The sequence below is a fragment of the Afipia birgiae 34632 genome (genome assembly GCF_000308295.2).
Lineage (GTDB): Bacteria > Pseudomonadota > Alphaproteobacteria > Rhizobiales > Xanthobacteraceae > Afipia > Afipia birgiae.
Window position 1 is genome coordinate 155,198 of the sequence record NZ_HG326655.1, and the last position, 16,584, is coordinate 171,781.

21 protein-coding genes, 1 tRNA gene and 1 pseudogene are annotated in these 16,584 nt (G+C 62.2%); 7 read left to right on the forward strand and 16 right to left on the reverse strand.

The features are described from left to right. Positions 1-34: 34 nt before the first annotated feature. The 4 genes from BN32_RS23765 to BN32_RS23780 form a co-directional block, all read right to left on the reverse strand. On the reverse strand, positions 35-970 hold the full coding sequence (locus tag BN32_RS23765) for an electron transfer flavoprotein subunit alpha/FixB family protein (RefSeq protein WP_019199967.1): 936 nt from the start codon (positions 968-970) through the stop codon (positions 35-37). Further along, positions 970-1,716 carry an electron transfer flavoprotein subunit beta/FixA family protein gene (locus tag BN32_RS23770; protein WP_019199966.1) on the reverse strand — a complete coding sequence of 249 codons (747 nt, stop codon included), beginning with the start codon at positions 1,714-1,716 and terminating at the stop codon, positions 970-972. The genes BN32_RS23765 and BN32_RS23770 overlap by 1 nt, the downstream gene beginning before the upstream one ends. Positions 1,717-1,849: 133 nt before the next feature. Then, positions 1,850-2,422 (reverse strand): cob(I)yrinic acid a,c-diamide adenosyltransferase, encoded by a 573-nt coding sequence (locus BN32_RS23775; protein WP_019199965.1) that lies wholly within the window; start codon positions 2,420-2,422, stop codon positions 1,850-1,852. A 46-nt stretch (positions 2,423-2,468) separates the two neighbouring features. Further along, positions 2,469-2,666 carry a twin transmembrane helix small protein gene (locus BN32_RS23780; RefSeq protein ID WP_040427651.1) on the reverse strand — a complete coding sequence of 66 codons (198 nt, stop codon included), beginning with the start codon at positions 2,664-2,666 and terminating at the stop codon, positions 2,469-2,471. 286 nt (positions 2,667-2,952) lie between these two features. On the opposite strand from BN32_RS23780, the gene BN32_RS23785 reads away from it, so the two are divergent. After that, positions 2,953-3,837: a YihY/virulence factor BrkB family protein gene (locus BN32_RS23785; protein ID WP_019199963.1), complete on the forward strand. Its 885-nt coding sequence runs from the start codon at positions 2,953-2,955 to the stop codon at positions 3,835-3,837. Here BN32_RS23785 and BN32_RS23790 read toward each other — a convergent pair. Both BN32_RS23790 and gluQRS read right to left on the reverse strand, forming a co-directional pair. Continuing rightward, entirely contained in the window at positions 3,788-5,101 is a 1,314-nt protein-coding gene (locus BN32_RS23790; RefSeq protein ID WP_019199962.1) for an ATP-binding protein, read from the reverse strand. The two genes, BN32_RS23785 and BN32_RS23790, sit on opposite strands and share 50 nt — an antisense overlap. Before the next feature lie 65 nt (positions 5,102-5,166). After that, positions 5,167-6,045 (reverse strand): tRNA glutamyl-Q(34) synthetase GluQRS, encoded by an 879-nt coding sequence (gene gluQRS, locus BN32_RS23795; protein ID WP_019199961.1) that lies wholly within the window; start codon positions 6,043-6,045, stop codon positions 5,167-5,169. Between the two features lie 233 nt (positions 6,046-6,278). Here gluQRS and BN32_RS23800 point away from each other — a divergent pair, with 233 nt between their 5' ends. The 3 genes from BN32_RS23800 to BN32_RS23810 all read left to right on the forward strand — a co-directional run bounded on the left by BN32_RS23800 (position 6,279) and on the right by BN32_RS23810 (position 8,867). After that, positions 6,279-7,103 (forward strand): DNA-3-methyladenine glycosylase family protein, encoded by an 825-nt coding sequence (locus tag BN32_RS23800; RefSeq protein ID WP_019199960.1) that lies wholly within the window; start codon positions 6,279-6,281, stop codon positions 7,101-7,103. Further along, a complete protein-coding gene (locus BN32_RS23805) occupies positions 7,100-8,191 on the forward strand; it encodes a DUF2855 family protein (RefSeq protein ID WP_019199959.1) in 1,092 nt (363 codons plus the stop codon). The genes BN32_RS23800 and BN32_RS23805 overlap by 4 nt, the downstream gene beginning before the upstream one ends. 118 nt (positions 8,192-8,309) lie before the next feature. Further along, positions 8,310-8,867 (forward strand): HNH endonuclease, encoded by a 558-nt coding sequence (locus tag BN32_RS23810; RefSeq protein ID WP_019199958.1) that lies wholly within the window; start codon positions 8,310-8,312, stop codon positions 8,865-8,867. Positions 8,868-8,877: 10 nt separating this feature from the next. Here the strand turns inward: BN32_RS23810 and BN32_RS27945 are convergent. The 5 genes and pseudogenes from BN32_RS27945 to BN32_RS23830 all read right to left on the reverse strand — a co-directional run. After that, positions 8,878-9,033 (reverse strand): annotated as a pseudogene (locus tag BN32_RS27945) (alkene reductase); the annotation flags it as partial. 123 nt (positions 9,034-9,156) lie between these two features. Continuing rightward, positions 9,157-9,879, reverse strand: coding sequence for an LrgB family protein (locus BN32_RS23815; protein WP_019199957.1), 723 nt, complete (start codon positions 9,877-9,879; stop codon positions 9,157-9,159). Beyond that, entirely contained in the window at positions 9,876-10,262 is a 387-nt protein-coding gene (locus BN32_RS23820; RefSeq protein ID WP_040427653.1) for a CidA/LrgA family protein, read from the reverse strand. The genes BN32_RS23815 and BN32_RS23820 overlap by 4 nt, the downstream gene beginning before the upstream one ends. 83 nt (positions 10,263-10,345) lie before the next feature. Next, on the reverse strand, positions 10,346-11,140 hold the full coding sequence (locus BN32_RS23825) for an LssY C-terminal domain-containing protein (protein WP_019199955.1): 795 nt from the start codon (positions 11,138-11,140) through the stop codon (positions 10,346-10,348). A gap of 76 nt (positions 11,141-11,216) precedes the next feature. Continuing rightward, positions 11,217-11,717 (reverse strand): hypothetical protein, encoded by a 501-nt coding sequence (locus BN32_RS23830; RefSeq protein ID WP_019199954.1) that lies wholly within the window; start codon positions 11,715-11,717, stop codon positions 11,217-11,219. Between the two features lie 188 nt (positions 11,718-11,905). Between BN32_RS23830 and BN32_RS23835 the strand changes: the two genes are divergently transcribed. Continuing rightward, on the forward strand, positions 11,906-12,175 hold the full coding sequence (locus BN32_RS23835; protein WP_040427655.1) for a PsiF family protein: 270 nt from the start codon (positions 11,906-11,908) through the stop codon (positions 12,173-12,175). A gap of 108 nt (positions 12,176-12,283) precedes the next feature. Here BN32_RS23835 and BN32_RS23840 read toward each other — a convergent pair whose 3' ends face one another. Then, complete coding sequence (locus tag BN32_RS23840; RefSeq protein ID WP_019199952.1) at positions 12,284-12,823, reverse strand: disulfide bond formation protein B; 540 nt, start codon at positions 12,821-12,823, stop codon at positions 12,284-12,286. A 142-nt stretch (positions 12,824-12,965) separates the two neighbouring features. Between BN32_RS23840 and BN32_RS23845 the strand changes: the two genes are divergently transcribed. Further along, positions 12,966-13,050 (forward strand) — tRNA-Leu (locus BN32_RS23845). A 144-nt stretch (positions 13,051-13,194) separates the two neighbouring features. After that, positions 13,195-13,587, forward strand: a complete 393-nt coding sequence (locus BN32_RS23850) for a hypothetical protein (protein ID WP_051488588.1) — start codon at positions 13,195-13,197, stop codon at positions 13,585-13,587. A gap of 43 nt (positions 13,588-13,630) precedes the next feature. Here BN32_RS23850 and BN32_RS23855 read toward each other — a convergent pair whose 3' ends face one another. From BN32_RS23855 to BN32_RS23870, 4 genes are all read right to left on the reverse strand, one after another. Then, positions 13,631-14,068 (reverse strand): hypothetical protein, encoded by a 438-nt coding sequence (locus BN32_RS23855; protein ID WP_019199950.1) that lies wholly within the window; start codon positions 14,066-14,068, stop codon positions 13,631-13,633. A 26-nt stretch (positions 14,069-14,094) separates the two neighbouring features. Continuing rightward, the gene (locus tag BN32_RS23860; protein WP_019199949.1) at positions 14,095-14,865 is read right to left on the reverse strand and encodes a thioesterase family protein; all 771 of its coding nucleotides are present in this window, start codon (positions 14,863-14,865) and stop codon (positions 14,095-14,097) included. An 18-nt stretch (positions 14,866-14,883) separates the two neighbouring features. Beyond that, on the reverse strand, positions 14,884-15,852 hold the full coding sequence (locus BN32_RS23865) for an NAD(P)H-dependent flavin oxidoreductase (protein WP_019199948.1): 969 nt from the start codon (positions 15,850-15,852) through the stop codon (positions 14,884-14,886). Between the two features lie 119 nt (positions 15,853-15,971). After that, the gene (locus BN32_RS23870) at positions 15,972-16,520 is read right to left on the reverse strand and encodes a hypothetical protein (RefSeq protein ID WP_019199947.1); all 549 of its coding nucleotides are present in this window, start codon (positions 16,518-16,520) and stop codon (positions 15,972-15,974) included. Between the last annotated feature and the right edge of the window lie 64 nt (positions 16,521-16,584).

Consider the following 16,584-nt stretch of genomic DNA (forward strand, 5'->3'; position numbering starts at 1 on the left):
TGTTCCGGGCGCGTCGTGCGCCCGGATGTCGGTCTTATAGTGCAGCGGTCAGTTCAGGCACGACCTGGTAGAGATCCGCGACCAGGCCGTAGTCCGCGACCTGGAAGATCGGCGCGTCTTCGTCCTTGTTGATCGCAACGATCACCTTGGAGTCCTTCATGCCGGCCAGATGCTGGATCGCGCCGGAAATACCGATGGCGATGTACAGCTCAGGCGCGACCACCTTGCCGGTCTGGCCGACCTGCCAGTCGTTTGGCGCATAGCCAGCGTCCACTGCAGCGCGCGAGGCACCGACGCCGGCGCCCAGCTTGTCCGCCAGCGGCTCGATGTACTTGGTGAAGTTCTCACGGCTCTGCATGGCGCGGCCGCCGGAGACGATGATCTTCGCCGAGGTCAGTTCGGGACGATCGCTCTTGGCGACTTCCTCGCCGATGAAGCTCGACAGCGCCGGATCGGCCGCAGCCGCGGCGTTCTCGACCGATGCGCTGCCGCCGTCGCCGGCAGCGGCGAACGTCGACGTGCGCACGGTGATGACCTTCTTGGCGTCCTTCGACTTCACGGTCTGGATGGCGTTGCCGGCATAGATCGGCCGCTCGAACGTGTCGGGCGAAACCACCTTGATGATTTCGGAAATCTGCATCACGTCGAGCAAGGCAGCGACGCGCGGCATCACGTTCTTGAAACGCGAGGTCGCAGGCGCGACGAATGCATCATACGATCCGCCCAGCGAGACAATCAGTGCGGCCAGCGGCTCGGCCAAATCGTGCTCAAGGCTCGCGTTTTCGGCGAGCAGGACCTTGGTGACGCCCTTGAGCTTCGAAGCCGCTTCAGCGGCAGCCTTGGTGCCCTCGCCGCCGCCGGCCACGAGAACGTGAACCTCGGCGCCAAGCGCAGCCGCAGCCGTGAGCGCCTTGTTGGTGGAATCCTTCAGGGTGGCGTGGTCGTGTTCGGCAATCAGCAGTGTGGTCATCAGAGCGCCCCCGCTTCCTTGAGTTTCGACACCAGTTCAGCGACGTCCTTGACCTTGACGCCAGCCTTGCGGCCCGGGGGCTCGGTTGTCTTGAGGACCTCGAGGCGCGGCGAAAGGTCAACGCCGAAGCTGTCGGCAGCCTTCTCGTCGATCGGCTTCTTCTTCGCCTTCATGATGTTGGGAAGGCTCGCATAGCGCGGCTCGTTGAGACGCAGGTCGGTGGTGACGATTGCCGGTCCCTTGACCTTCACCGTCTGCAGACCGCCGTCGACCTCGCGCGTGACCTTGAAGTCCGATCCGTCAACTTCGAGTTTGGATGCGAACGTCGCCTGCGCCCAGCCGAGCAGCGCAGCCAGCATCTGGCCGGTCTGGTTGCTGTCGTCATCGATCGCCTGCTTGCCGAGAATGACGAGGCCCGGCTTTTCCTCTTCCACGACAGCCTTCAGAATCTTGGCGACGCCAAGCGGCTCGACGTTGCTGTCGGTCTTCACGAGAATGCCGCGGTCGGCGCCCATGGCGAGGCCGGTGCGGATCGTCTCCGACGCCTGCGCCGGTCCGATCGACACCACCACAACCTCGGTCACCTTGCCGGCCTCTTTCAGGCGCAGGGCTTCCTCGACAGCGATTTCGTCGAAGGGATTCATCGACATCTTGACGTTGGCGAGCTCGACGCCCGTTCCGTCGCTCTTGACGCGAATTTTGACGTTGTAGTCAACGACGCGCTTAACCGGCACCAGAACCTTCATCGGTTCCCCTTCGTCCTGAAATGGTTGATCACATCCACTTTAAAGCGGTTGGCGGCGGAACCTAATGGTCCCGCCAATCCGGGTCAACGCGCGAAAAACTAGAAATACAGGAAGGTATACCTAATACGCGCGATCACCGGTTTTGTCCCGGTACCCAAAGCACATCGCGGGCACCGTTGTCATTGACCGAGCGGCCGGCCACGAACAGAAAATCCGACAACCGGTTCAGATACTGCACGGCTGCATCGCTCACCGGCTCGTTCGGCTGGGATGCCAGTTCCACCACCATCCGCTCCGCCCGGCGGCAGACGGTTCTCGCCAGATGCAGGTGGGCCGCAGCCGGTGTTCCGCCAGGCAAAATGAACGAGTTCAGCGGCGCCAGATCGGCATTCAGCACGTCAATGTCCTGCTCGAGACGCTCGACCTGCGTGGCCAGCACGCGCAGCCGTTCGGCTTTGCCCTCTCGCTGCGGCACCGCGAGATCGGCGCCGAGATCGAACAGGTCGTTCTGCACCCGGCCAAGCATCGCATCGATAGCCGGGGCCTGCACCAGATGAAGGCGGGCCACGCCGATCACGGCGTTGGTTTCATCGACGGTTCCATAGGCGCTGACACGGAGATCGTACTTCGCACGGCGCTCGCCGCTGCCGAGCGCCGTGGTGCCGTCATCGCCGGTGCGTGTGTAAATCCGGTTGAGAATGACCATCGCGTTGATCCGTTGTCGCGGTTGAAGTCCCGTCCGCCCCCGTCAATCAGCTCCTGCCGAGCGCCCAGACGGCAAGCATGGCGATGACGATGGCGATAAACTGAAACAGCACGCGCAGCCGCATCAACCGTTGCGAGGTGTTGGGCGAGCCGCCGCGCATCATGTTGAACAGGCCGAGCAGCAGCACGATCGTGACCGCTGCCAATGCGATGGGGAGAGCTATGCTTGAGAGGAACGATGTCATGAGGGGTACATAACACCGGCAATGGCCTTGCGCCATCGCCTGGCCGAAAATGCCGGAGAGCACCTTTTCGCTGGTGTGGCGGTCCGCAAGCCCGCACGGCGATTGCGTTTGCGGGCTTGCAGACCGAAACCACACCAGCATTATATTTTGCCAGCGTCCTCCCGAATCCGAAGTTCGCTACCGGGGTTGTTTGAAATACGCTGAACTCCGGATTCGGGACATTGGCCGTACATGACTTTGGGTGTCCGGCGCGGTAAATCATGGATGTGATGAATCAGGGTGAAACGTGAGGCTGCTCCGAGACGCCTTCAATATCGCACTCGATGCGTTCTACACGTTCCTGGCCGATGACGGCTGGGCGATCGCCAGTCATATCGCGCTGTCGGCACTGATGGCGCTGTTTCCCTTCCTGATCGTCATTACCTCCCTTGCCGGCGTATTCGGATCCAAGGACCTTGCCGACCGGGCTGCTGAGATGATGCTGGAGACCTGGCCCTCGCAGGTCGCCGATGCCCTGTCCGGTGAAATCCACAATGTGCTGACCCAGTCGCATAGCGGGACGCTGACCGTCGGCCTCGTGCTCGCGATCTACTTTGCCTCGAACGGCGTCGAGAGCCTGCGCGTCGGCCTCAATCGCGCCTATAGCGTGGTCGAACAGCGCAGCTGGTACTGGCTGCGCCTTGAATCGATCGGCTACACCATGGTCGCCGCGGTCATGTCGCTGGCAATGGCTTTTCTGATCGTGCTTGGACCGCTTTTGCTCGCCGCCGCGCGGCGTCACATTCCGCTTCGGATCGAGCCGAACGAGGATCTGCTGACGATCCTGCGCTACGGCTTCACCATCGTCGCGCTGATCGTCGCGCTGGTGATCCTGCACAAATGGCTGCCGGCCGGGACGCGCCGCATGCGCGATATCCTGCCAGGCATCGTGGTCACGATGATTGGTTCGCTGGCGGCCGGCATCGTGTTTGGAAAATATCTTGAGCGCTTCGCCAGCAATTACGTCACGACCTATGCCGGCCTTGCATCGGTGATGATCGCGCTGGTGTTTCTATATTTCATCGCGGCGATTTTCGTCTATGGCGGCGAACTCAACGCGTCGATCGTCAAGTGGCAGAACTCTAACGCCGCGTTGCGTGAAGAAGCGCCGTCGCCAGCGCGCGCGGGCTGACCGGCTTGGTCAGGAACGCGTCGGCGCCTGCCGCGCGCGAGGCCTCTTCATCCTCCGCACGGCCTGACACGCCGATGATGGCGATGCGCCCACGCGCCCCTTCGAGCCCGCGGACACGCCTGATCGCCTCAACGCCGTCGATGCCCGGAAGCACCATGTCCATCAGCACCGCATCGAAATCGCCTTGCGCGATCCGCTCAGGCGCCGCTTCGCCGCGCCCGATGAATTCTGCCCGATGGCCGAGTTCGGTCAGAATGGCGTTGAGCACAACGCGGCCGAACGGATTGTCCTCGATGCTCAGAATGCGGAGGCCTTGCGACGGACGCGGCGGCATCTCCGATCCCGACGCAGATTGCAGTCCCTTGGCCCGCTTCACCGCAACGGTCAGCACAAACGTCATCCCTCCGCCGCTGCGCTGGGTCGCTGTGATGTCGCCCCCCATCGCACGGGCCAATTGCTTGACCGACGACAATCCAAGGCCCGCACCACCGAAGCGGGAGGCGATGCTGACGTTGGCCTGCGAGAATGGCTTGAACAGCCGCCTGATCTCCGCGAGCGAAAGGCCGATGCCGCTGTCGGATACCTCGAAGGCAATGCCGAGCTTGTCCCCCGAGCCGCCGTTCGCCGAGACCTTGAGAGCCACCGTGCCCTGCTGGGTGAACTTGACCGCATTGTCGACCAGGTTTTCCAGCGCTGCCCGCAACCGCACCGGGTCGCCGATCACGAAAACCGGCAGTTTCGCAGCGATTTCGACCTGCGATCGCAGCCCCTTCGCGGCGGCGCGGCCGGCCAGCGAATCTCCGATTGCCCGTGACAGCGCCTGAAGGTCGAAGAAATCCTGACGCACCGCGAGCCCGGCGCTGTCGTGGCGCGCGGCGTCGACGAACAGTGTTGCCAGCGCGGCCAGATGTTCCGCGCCGACCTTGATCGTTTCGACCCAGCGCCGCTCGCGTTCATCAAGTTCGGACGTCGCCAGCAGCGAACTGATCGCCAGAATACCGGTCAGCGGCGTGCGGACCTCGTGGGCAAAAGCAGCCAGCGCGGCCTCGACGATGCGCGATTCCGGCTCCGGCCGTTTGACGCGTGGCCTTACCGGGGGCTTGGCGGCAGCCCTTTTCAGAGGAGCCTTGTTCAGAGGAGCCTTGTTCAAAGCGGCCTTTTTTGGAGCCGCCGACTTCGCCGTGCGCGCCGTCCGCGCAGGCGTTTTCGCGCCACGCTTGACGCGCGTCTTCAGGCTACGCTTGACGCGCGATTTCGCCGCCATGATTCCCCACCCATCCGGCACCCAACATGACATGCCGGAGGCTGTCGAGTCACGCTACGGCGGGTTTAAGACGGGTTAATACCAACAAGACGCCGCACCTCGGCCGGCGTCGCCCCGCTGGCCCGCAAATCCCGGAGCGCCGTGGACCGTGTCGATTTCGACAGCTTCTGCCCGGCATCGTCCAGCACGAGGGCATGATGGCGGTAAACCGGCTGCGGCAACCCGAGCAATTCCTGCAGCAGGCGGTGCACGCCCGTCGCCCAGAAGAGGTCCTGGCCCCGCACGACGTGGGTGACGCCCTGCAAAGCGTCATCAATCGCCACCGCCAGATGATAGCTCGTGGGCGTATCCTTGCGGGCCAGGATAACATCGCCCCATTGTTCGGGCCGCGCCAGCACGTCGCCGGTTTCGCCGTCAGGGCCTGCCCCCTGCTCGGTCCATGTCAGGGTTCTGGCGCGCGCCGCCGCAGCAGCCATATCCAGCCGCAGGGCATAGGGCGCTCCTGCGCGGAGTCTTTGCGCGCGCTCCACCTCCGCCAAATGCCTGCCGATGCCGGGATAGAACGGAGCACCATCGGGATCGCGCGGCCACGCTCCCGAACGCTCCTTTTCCTCGACCATGCGGGCAATCTCCGTACGGCTTTCGAACGCCGGATAAAGCAGGCCGTCACGCGAAAGCCGCTCGACCGCCTCACGATAAAGCGCGAGGTGTTCCGACTGCCGCCGCACCGGTTCTTCCCACGAGATCCCGAGCCACGCGAGATCCTCGTAAATCGCCTGCTCGTATTCCGGCCGACAGCGCATCGCGTCGATGTCCTCGACCCGCAGCAGCATCCGCCCGCCGCTTTGCCGCGCCAGATCGAAATTCAGCAACGCCGAGCGCGCGTGGCCGAGATGGAGAAATCCATTCGGACTTGGCGCGAAACGGAAAACGGGTGGCGGCATGGTTCGATCCTGTTCGACGCATGCTGCTAGTGTCCTGAATCCGAAGTTCGCTTCATTTTGCAGCACCTTCCGTAGCGAACTTCGGATTCAAAAGGACACTAGAAACTATAATTCTAGTGTGGCTTTGGTTCGCAAGTCCGCAAAAGAACGCGATGTAGAATGATGCAGACTTGCGAACCGCCACACTACAACAATTGCACTCGCGTCCGATTCCCTTCATGCTCACAAATTCAATGACAGTCCATCTCAACACGCAAGCGGACCTCGACGACGCCGTTCACGCGCTGGTCCGTATTGACCCGCGGCTCGGCTCCGTCGTTGACGTCGCCGGGATGCCGTCCCTGCGGCGGCGCGAACCCGGCTTCGCGGGTCTCGCAGCCATCGTCTGCGGGCAGCAGTTGTCGACCAAGGCCGCCGCGGCGATCTGGGGCCGCGTCAGCACTACATTTGATCCGTTTCATCACGACGCGCTGAAAAATGCGCGCGCAGACCGGCTCGGGCGTCTGGGTTTGTCGGCGGCGAAGATCAAGTCGCTCAAATTCATCGCGCGCGAGTTGAGCGCGGAACGGCTGAACCTTGAGGTACTCGCCGAAGAGGACGCCGACGCCGCCCACGCCACGCTGACCAAGCTGCACGGCATTGGCCCCTGGACCGCCGATATCTACCTGCTGTTTTGCCTTGGTCACGGCGATGCGTGGCCCGCCGGCGATCTCGCGATCCAGGAAGCGATGCGGATCGGACTCGGACTGAAATCGCGTCCCACCGTCAAAGAGATGCAGCCGCTGGCGGAGCCATGGCGGCCGTTGCGTGGCGCGGCGGCGCATCTGTGGTGGTCGTATTATCACGCGATCAAGAAACGCGAAGGCGTCATCGCAGGAACTGCAACAACGCCGAAGCCGCAGGCGAAGAAAATGCCGCCAAAAGCCAAATCTGTTTCAAACACCAAACCCGTTTTAAACAAATCCCGCGTCGTAAAGACGTCAACGAAGACGATGAAGAATGCGTTACCGAAGAAAGCTGCAAAGAGAGCAGCGATGAAAACGGGAGTGCGGAAATGACATCGGCCACTCAATTCGTCGTGGGGTGCAATGATCTGACGAAGTGCAGACTGGTCGAAGTGCCGTTGCCGAGCGTGGCCCAACTGCCCGAGGGCGGGCTGCTGGTGAAGGTCGAACGTTTCGCATTCACCGCGAACAACATCACCTATGCGATGCTGGGCGACCAGTTGAAGTACTGGCATCTGTTTCCTGCGCCGGAAGGATTCGGCAACATTCCGGTGTGGGGATTTGGACGGGTTATCGAATCGCGCCATCCCGACATTGCTGTGGGCGAAGTGCTGTTCGGCTATCTGCCAATGGCGACGCATCTCGTGATCGAAGCGGCCGACGTGAAGAAGACCGGCTTCCGCGACGCGTCCGCGCACCGGCAGAGCGTTTCGCCAGTCTACAATGCTTATTCCCGCGTGACCGGCGATCCGGCCTTCGAGGGCCGCAATGGCGACTATCAGGCATTGCTGCGGCCGCTTTTCATGCTGTCGTTTCTGGTGGATGACTTCCTCGCCGACAGAGATTTCTTCGGCGCGGAAAGCGTGATCCTCTCCAGTGCATCGAGCAAGACGGCGTTTGGATTGGCGTGGCTGCTGCATACCCACCGCAAGCCCGTGCGCGTGATCGGCCTCACCTCCGCGGGCAACGTGGATTTCGTGACATCGCTCGGCTGCTACGACGAGGTTGTGACCTACGACAAGATCGAATCGATGCCGGATCAGCCGGTCGCTTTCGTCGATATGGCGGGCAATCCCGATCTGCGCACCCGGCTGCACAAGCATTTCGGCGACCGGATGGCTTACAGCGGACGGGTTGGCCTCACCCATCAGGCCGCCGCACCAGACGACGACTCACTCCCCGGCGCCAAGCCGACATGGTTCTTCGCGCCGGACCAGATTCGAAGGCGCGCCAAGGAATGGGGGCCCGGCGGCATCGATCAGCGATTCGGCGCGGTGTGGTCGGGTTTCACCGCGGCGATGGGACCGAAGCTCGATGTGGTGGAAAGCCGGGGTTCCGATGCGGTCCAGCGGATCTATCTGGACACGCTGAAAGGCCGCGTAAAACCGGCACAAGCGCACATGCTGTCGATGGCCGATTAAGGCGCAAGGGTGACCGGCAGGTGAGCGGAAACGCTCTTCACAATCCCGTCACGCTCCCTGTAGTATGTCGAGACAAGCTGCTTCGCAGCCAATAGGGTTTTGGGGCCAGGAGCGTTACTTGAACGCACATGTCTCGCAAGGCGGTTGGCCGGTGCTCGTGCTGAATGCGGACTTCCGGCCGCTGAGCTATTATCCGCTGTCGCTCTGGTCCTGGCAGGATGCTGTCAAGGCCGTGTTCCTCGACCGCGTCAATATCGTTGCGAACTACGATCACGCGGTTCACAGCCCCACCTTCGAGATGCAGTTGCCGAGCGTGGTCTCGCTCAAGTCGTTCGTAAAGCCGACAACGCATCCGGCCTTCACGCGGTTCAACGTTTTTCTGCGTGACCGCTTCTCCTGCCAATACTGCACCTCGCAGGACGATTTGACCTTCGATCACATCATCCCGCGCTCGCGGGGCGGCCAGACCACTTGGGAAAACGTCGTCGCCGCCTGTTCTCCGTGCAACCTGCGCAAGGGCAACATGACGATGGCGCAGGCACGGATGCATCCGCGCCAGATGCCGTTCGCCCCGACGGTTCACCAACTCCACCGCAACGGCCGGCTGTTCCCGCCGAACTACCTGCACGAAAGCTGGCTCGACTATCTCTACTGGGACACCGAACTCGATCCGTAAGCGTTCGCGCTCAGGCTTGCTCGTAAAATGGATAGTCTGTGTAGCCCGCTTCCGCGCCACCGTAGAAGGTCGCGCGATTGTAGGGCGTGAGCGGCGACTTCCGCTTGAGACGAAGCGGCAGATCCGGATTCGAAATAAAGTGACGGCCGAAAGCAATCGCGTCCGCCGCCGGCGATTGCCCGGTTTCGGAGCGGAACGCGCGGCTGACTGGAAAGGGCTGAGCCGCGCCGCCTCTGCCAGAACCTCAACGGACAAATAGTTGACCCCTCGCCCATCGGCGAGGGCTTTCTCACCGCAGCAACAGCGTCGCTGCAACCGGCACCAGCAACGATGTGACCAATGCGTTGAGTCCCATCGCGATACCTGCGAACACGCCCGCGACTTCATCGACCTGAAACGCCCGCGCCGTGCCGATGCCGTGCGAGGCAAGCCCCGCCGCGAAACCGCGCGCGCGAAAGTCAGTGATGCCCAGCCGGTTCATTGTCGGGGTAACCACGATCGCACCCATGATGCCGGTGAGAACCGTTGCAACCGCCGTGATGGCGGGATTTGCGCCCAGCGTTTCGCTGATGCCCATGGCGACGCCGGCGGTGACCGACTTTGGCGCCAGCGACAACACGATTTCGCGCGGCAGGCCGGCGGCCTCCGCGAACAGCACCACGGAGACGATGGCTGTAATGCAGCCTACCACCAGCGCCATCAGCATCGGCACAATCGCCGACATTACGGTCTTGCGATTTTCGTAAAGCGGGACTGCGAGCGCGACGGTCGCAGGGCCAAGCAGGAAGTGCACGAACTGCGCACCGCCGAAGTAGGTCGTGTAGCTGGTTCCGGTCATGTGAAGAAACACGCCGATGATCCAGATCGAGTGCAGTACGGGATTCATCAGCGGGTGGCGGTGCGTCGCGAGCGACGCCGCGTCGGCTATCGCGTAGACCACGAGCGTGACCGTCAGCCACAGCAGCGGCGTTTGCGACAGATAGACCCAAAGCGAGAACGGATTGTCGCTCATGACGCTTTGCGTCCGCTGCGCATCAGCCGGCTGGTGATCAGAAACGTTCCGGCGGTGACCAGCAATGTCACCAGCACCGAGGCAGCGAGGATCACGAAAATTGCAAGACCCCGCGTCGCGAGCAGATCGAGTTGCTGCACCACGCCGACACCCGCCGGTACAAACAGCAGCGACAGATGCGCCAGCATCCCCTTTGCCGTCCCCTCCACGGCGTTTTCGCGCAATGGCCCTCGCGCCAGAACCGTAAAATGATCGCGCATGATGAGAATGACAAACAGAAGCGCCAGCCCCACCACCGGCCCCGGCACGGGCACCCGCAAGGCGCGAACCGCCGCCTCGCCGATCAGCTGACAGATCAGGATAACACTCAGGCTGGCGATCATGGACGACTCCGAAGCAAATTCACGCCGCATATCACGCGAGGCGACGCTCCGTTGTCAATCGCAGCACGCAGATGGCCGCAGTATCACTGCTGCGATCGCCGATAAAGCTCGGCGATGTTCTTCCAGATCGTATCCTTGAGTTCGTTCACGGCCGGCCCTGCAAGAATGATCGGCGGCCGGTGACGCCTGATGCAGCCTTCCACCAGCCGCAAAACCCATACTTCGCCATCCGTATAGTAAAGGTCGCCCTCGCCGTTGCGTCCGCGGAGCGTGGGGCCAACACCGGCCACGGTGTAGCGAGCCTCGATCATCCCGGCGGCCTGCAGATCGGTTTCGATCAACTGCCGCTCGGCATCGACATCCGGCGCAATGTGATGCGTAACCGCTCCGGTATAATGGCTGAAGCCCACGCCGCGATCAAATGTCACCGCGCCAAGCCAGACCGGCCGCTTCTCTTCTCCATCCTTCAGAACCATCCACAACCGAATGTGGTGCCGCTGATCGGCGCTCTTGCCGACCGGCTTCTCGAAGGCGAAGTCCTCGCGGCGACCGTCGTAAAACAGCGGACTGACCGGCGCGCTTGGATAGGGCCGGTCCAGCAGCACACTGTCCGATATTTCCAGAGACGAACGCAAAGTAATCGGATCGGCGGGCACCCATCCTGCCTCGCGCATCGCGCAAAGAATGTCGTTCCGCGATCCAACCAGCCCGACATTGACCGGATCGGCGGGGATGCCTTGCGCGGTGACGGTCACCATCGGCAGGCCATCGAGTTTTTTCTGGTGCTCATAGTGCCGCCAGAGCGACGGCAGCAGCAGATAGGCGATCGCGCCATAGACGGCGAGAATGACGACGAGTGCCGCGAGCGCACGCTTCATGGCGTGCGATGACGGCCGTCGCGCCGAACCAGCCGGGCTTCATGCGCCCGGCTGCTCCGCTGGCGATCTGCCAATGTCAGCCTTTCAGCCGTTTGGTGCATTCGCTGTAATAGCCGCCGCCCTTTTGAATCCACTTCAGGCCGCCATTGGCGTTGGTGGCCTTGTTGGCGTTGTACTGATCGACGCAGGTGTGCATGCGCGCCTTGCCTGCCGTCTCGCTGGAATATTTCGGAGCAACGGCGGTCGGGAACACAGCAGCGCCTGCCGCGGCTGGAGCAGCAGCGGGCTTCGGCGCTTCAGCAGCCTTAGGAGCCTCCTTGGGTGTAGCGGCTGCTTTCGGTGCAGCCTTCGGGGCTTCCTTCGGAGCAGCCGTTGTCGCGGCGGCCGGCGCCGCGTCGGTGCCGCACTGCGCCTTGCGGAAGTCATTCCACTTCTGGTCGCCCAGCGTACCTGCTGCCTTCGCGGCCTTATACTTGGCGCTGCATTCCTGGGCGGTCAGGGCCTGCGCCGGCATAGCAATGAAACTCGCCGCGCCGGCCAGCAGCGCCGCGCAAAACAGATTGGCTCGGATTGTCATCGAACTCTCCTGAAAAGGGATCTCGAAAGCAGCACATCCTAGCTTACGCGGATTTGCATTCAACGCGCCGTCGCCCTTATCGATCAAAAAATAATGAAGGACCGGCTCTCTTTCCGCACTGCGGCGTTCACCGGCGGTTCATGCGCGCGGGCCAACGCTTGCGCTATCTGCAACGCGAGATTTCACCCATGATCAGTCTCTCTTCACGCATCATTGCCATCACCGTCGCCTCACTGATAGTTGGCGGTTCTGCCTTCGCTCAGACGGCAGCCCCTGCCACGCCCGCGACGCCCAGCGCCAAAACCGCCCCCGCCAAGGCGGCTGCTCCCAAGGAGAAACCCGAACGTACGGCAGCCTCGCTCGAATGTTCGAAGCAGGCCGACGCCAAGGGATTGCACGGAAACGAGCGCAGGAAATTCCGCTCCGAGTGCAAGAAGAGCGCCGGCAAGGCCAACTAGCCCATAGATCGGAAAGTGAGCCGGCCGTCGCAACCGGTTCGTCTTCGATCGTCATCGCGCCACGCATGAAAAATGCGTGGCCCGCAGGTCGACGCCGACAATTAGCCGTCAGGCTGACTTCATCGATTTGCCGATACCCCACAACGCAAGGGCGGCCAGGGCGAGCGAGATCAAAGCGTTGTAGCCCGCCAGCGACAAGCCGAGAAAGCGCCACTGCACTTCGTCGCAGCGGATCACTTTCACCTTGTTGAGGCCGTCCAGCAGATTGCCGCCGCCAAGATCGGTAATCGGCCCGCTGCAATCGGTCGGGCCCTGCCAAAAGCCCCATTCAACGCCGGCATGGTAGGCGCCGAGGCCGGCATTGGCGAGCCACATGACGGCCAAGGCTCCGAGGCCCGCAATCAGAAGCGGCCGCGAGACATTCCGGGCGGCTCCGAGCGCGATCAGGGCCGCAAGCGGGATCGCCAGATAATAGGCATAGCGCTGCTCGAGGCACAGCGGACAGGGCCGGATATCAAGCACCAATTGAAAGAACCATGCGCCCACAAGGGCGTCGGTCGCTATGAAAGCGATGGCCGCTCCAGCAACAAAAACCGGATCCCTCGGGCGCCCCATGTATCCCGGCTTGAAGGTCGCATCGCTCGCCACGTGGAATCTCCTGTTCGGAGCGTCCTAACTCGCCCACCGGCCGCTGTCGACGCTCATTCCATCACAGGCGGTTGACCACAACCGCGCGCGAGCTATATTCCGCCCGCTTCACGACCCCTGCCCTCGAGCACCGGTCCTGTTGGCCCCTGTGGCGGAATTGGTAGACGCGCTCGACTCAAAATCGAGTTCCGCAAGGAGTGCTGGTTCGATTCCGGCCAGGGGCACCAAGACTTTTACTAAAGTCCGCCCCATCGGCGAGTTTATCTCCGGTGATGAGATGCTTCTATTGACTGCGCGAACGCGAATAACCGTCGATATCAAAGACGTCACGCCTGAAGGCAACTTCAGCGTCAATACTGGAATGACAGCGCATGCGACACCAAGCTCACTCGCCGCCGGCAGCAACCCCAGACACGCCTCTCGCGCCTGAAACTGCATTGCTCCAGGGTTTGTACAAGGTCGAGTTTGAAACCCCGCGGGGCAAGGCCTTAGGGGTCATCAACGCGGAAAACGGAAAGCTCCGGGGCGGGAGTTCTGCGTTCGCGTATATCGGAACCTACACCCAGAACGGCCAATCGTTTACCGGGAGCGTTTCCAGCCTTCGGCATACGCCTGATTCCCATTATCCGTCAGTGTTCGGATTCGACGAGGTCATGATCAATTTCAACGGAACCGTCAAAGGCGGCTTCGCGATCTGCGAAGGCACCGCAAGGGAATTTCCAAGCCTCGCATTCAAGGCCGTTCTGACCCGGGTTGCCGATTAACAAGGGGCAGCCTGAAACGAACCGGGCGAGGAAAAGAGGCGGTTCAGCCGCATTTCATCTTGCCCTTGAATAGCTCTTCGCCGCCTGACTGATAGACCGACAGAACATATCGCCCGGCATAGGTATCGTCGTCGGCCTTGTATGTTCCGATCAAGATGAGGCTGGCGAGATTGTCGCCCTTGTCACCCGGAATTCCCAGCCGGATGCGAAGCTCGTTGCCGTAGATCCATTGCTGCTCGACATTCTTGAGCTCGATCACGCGCTTCGACCGGAGAAACTTGTCGTCGCCAACCTTGATTTCGACCGAAGCCTGATTGATCTGGACGATGCCGCCCACCCCGCCCGTGAACGCGAAAAATTCAAGATTCAATTGCTTGTCATCGATCGAGCAGTCGAGATTGCCGGTCGCGTACACGCTTTGCGCGGCAAGCGGCAGGCACACCAGAGCTATCTTCAAGCCTGAAACGATGCGCGATCCCATCCGTCGCCCCTCCGTTCGCGCTCGGCTCAGCGCGGCTCGACCACGAGACACTGAATGGCCCGACCGAAATATCCCTGAGCATCGCCAAGGCGCGAGACGGCAAGGCCGGCGCCGTCAGCGCCCAGCGTCATTTCGGAATTCAACAGGATCCAGTCGCCCACCGGCTGCCGCGCAAACGTCACCGTGAGGTCGGCGTTGATGAAACTCCAGCGACTGAAATCCAGCACTGCCGAAACGCCGTTGGAGCAATCTGCTGCAAGCGCAGTCCTCATCGCCTGCGAGATCGCCGCTCCCTCGACAATCGGACGCTCGGGCCGAAACCAGATGGCGGCGGACCCCAGCTTCAGAAACCCGCCTTTGACGGCGCGGAGCGTTACCCCGCCAAGGAAGCTGCTGGACGTTTGCGGCTCTTCGCGGCCGGCCTCCGGACCCGGAACGTCAATCGGCATCTCCGGCACAACATCGCCGGGCAGCGTCACCGCCTGCGTCCTGATCTTGAGAACGGTGGCGCGGACCACTTCAACGCCGTTCGCCGAAAGACGAACCGCGCAGAGCTGGATCTTGCGGCCCTCGCGCACCACCTCGGCCTCGATTGTAAGCGGAGCAACCGGCACCGGGCGCATCAGGTCGACGGTCAGCCGCGCGACATGCATTGGCTGAGGCGTTGGAATGCGCTCGGCGGCCCATACGATCAGGGATGACGGCGCACCGCCATGCTGCATGCCGGGATCCCATGGGCCCGCAGCATGTTCACTCGTGATGACGCGATTGCCTTCGACGCGAAAGACGGCATCCATGATGTGTTTCGTCTGGCTCTAGAGCGGCGCGTCGGCTGCGGCCTCGTATTCCCTCTTGAAGCGCGCCACCAGTTCTGCGACCGGCACCACCTTGTCGACGCTTCCGATGCCCTGTCCGCTGCCCCAGATTTCCTTCCAGGCCTTCGGCTTGTTGCGTTCGCCGCTGGCGTCGGTGCCGAAATTCATCTTCGACGGATCGGACACCGGCAGATTATCCGGGTCCATGCCAGCCGCCACAATCGACGGCTTGAGATAGTTGCCGTGCACGCCGGTGAACAGGTTTGAATAGACGATGTCGTCGGCCGAAGACGCAGCGATCATGCTCTTGTAGTTATCAGGCGCGTTGGCTTCCTGAGTGGCGATGAACGCCGAACCGATATAGGCAAAGTCGGCGCCGAGCACGCGCGCTGCACGAATGGCGCGGCCATGCCCGATTGCACCGGACAATGCGATGGGGCCGTCGAACCATTGCCGGGTCTCGGCCACGAAGGCGAACGGCGAGATCGCGCCGGCATGCCCGCCCGCGCCGGCAGCCACCAGCACCAGGCCGTCCGCGCCCTTCTCGACAGCCTTGTGCGCGAACTTTTGATTGATGACGTCGTGAAACGTGATGCCACCCCACGCATGCACGGCCTGGTTCAACTCCTCGCGCGCGCCGAGCGAGGTGATCACCATCGGCACCTTGTGCTTCTCGCAGACCGCGAGATCCTGATCGAGACGGTTGTTGGATTTATGCACGATCTGGTTGACCGCGAACGGCGCCGAGAGGCGATCGGGATGCGCCTTGTCGTGCGCGGCGAGTTCTTCCTTGATCCGGTGCAGCCATTCATCCAGCAGCGCGGCCGGGCGCGCGTTCAATGCCGGGAACGAGCCGACGATTCCCGCCTTGCATTGAGCGATGACGAGATCAGGGCCCGACACGATGAACAATGGTGACCCGATCGCCGGAATCGAAAGGCGACCTTTGAACAAGGCAGGCATCGACATCAGAAAATCCTCTCCGCCAAAACTGAACCATCAACTGAAACCGTCAGGCGCGCGTCCGCGCTGCGGCAAATGTGCCACGGTCTTAGGGGTTACAGCCATTTCTTGAAAGGGGCTTGCGTCTACTGGCAGACCGCCTTGGTGACGAAATTTTCTGTCCGGCACGCGCCCTGGCCCGAAAAATACGACTTTGCGGAGCATTTCTGAGTGGATTCGATGTCCACGCTTTTGCCCTCGGCGTAGCCCTTTTCCTTGCAGAGCTGGTCTGCCGCGGGTTTGCAGTCGGGGGCACCATTGGCAGCCGCCGGACAAAGCGTGCGACCGCTGGCCATCGTCTGGCCGGACAACGGCGCGATCCGCTTCAAGCTGTCGGTCGCATTCCGGGCGCTGGAGTTCAGCCCGTCGAGCGCCTTCCCTGGGCTGGGAAAGCTCAAACCCGAAGCGGAGTCCTTCAATAGCTTGCCGATTTCCTCGACCAGTCCCGGATTGCCGGCCGAAGGTGGAGGCTGAGGCGTCGGCGGGGCGGGTTGTTGAGAAGGCGCGACCTGAAGCTGCGGCTGAGCTTGCTGCGACCAAGCCGCCGCCGTCCCCCACACGAGCGCGAGACCGGCCACCATCAGGACCATGCGTCCTCGCACGTTCACGAACAGATCGCTGGTGTGATTGGACATGACTCGAGAGTATCCTGCCGCTTCCCTCTGGAAAAGGCTTTATGTCTGGCGCGATTTTCGCTGA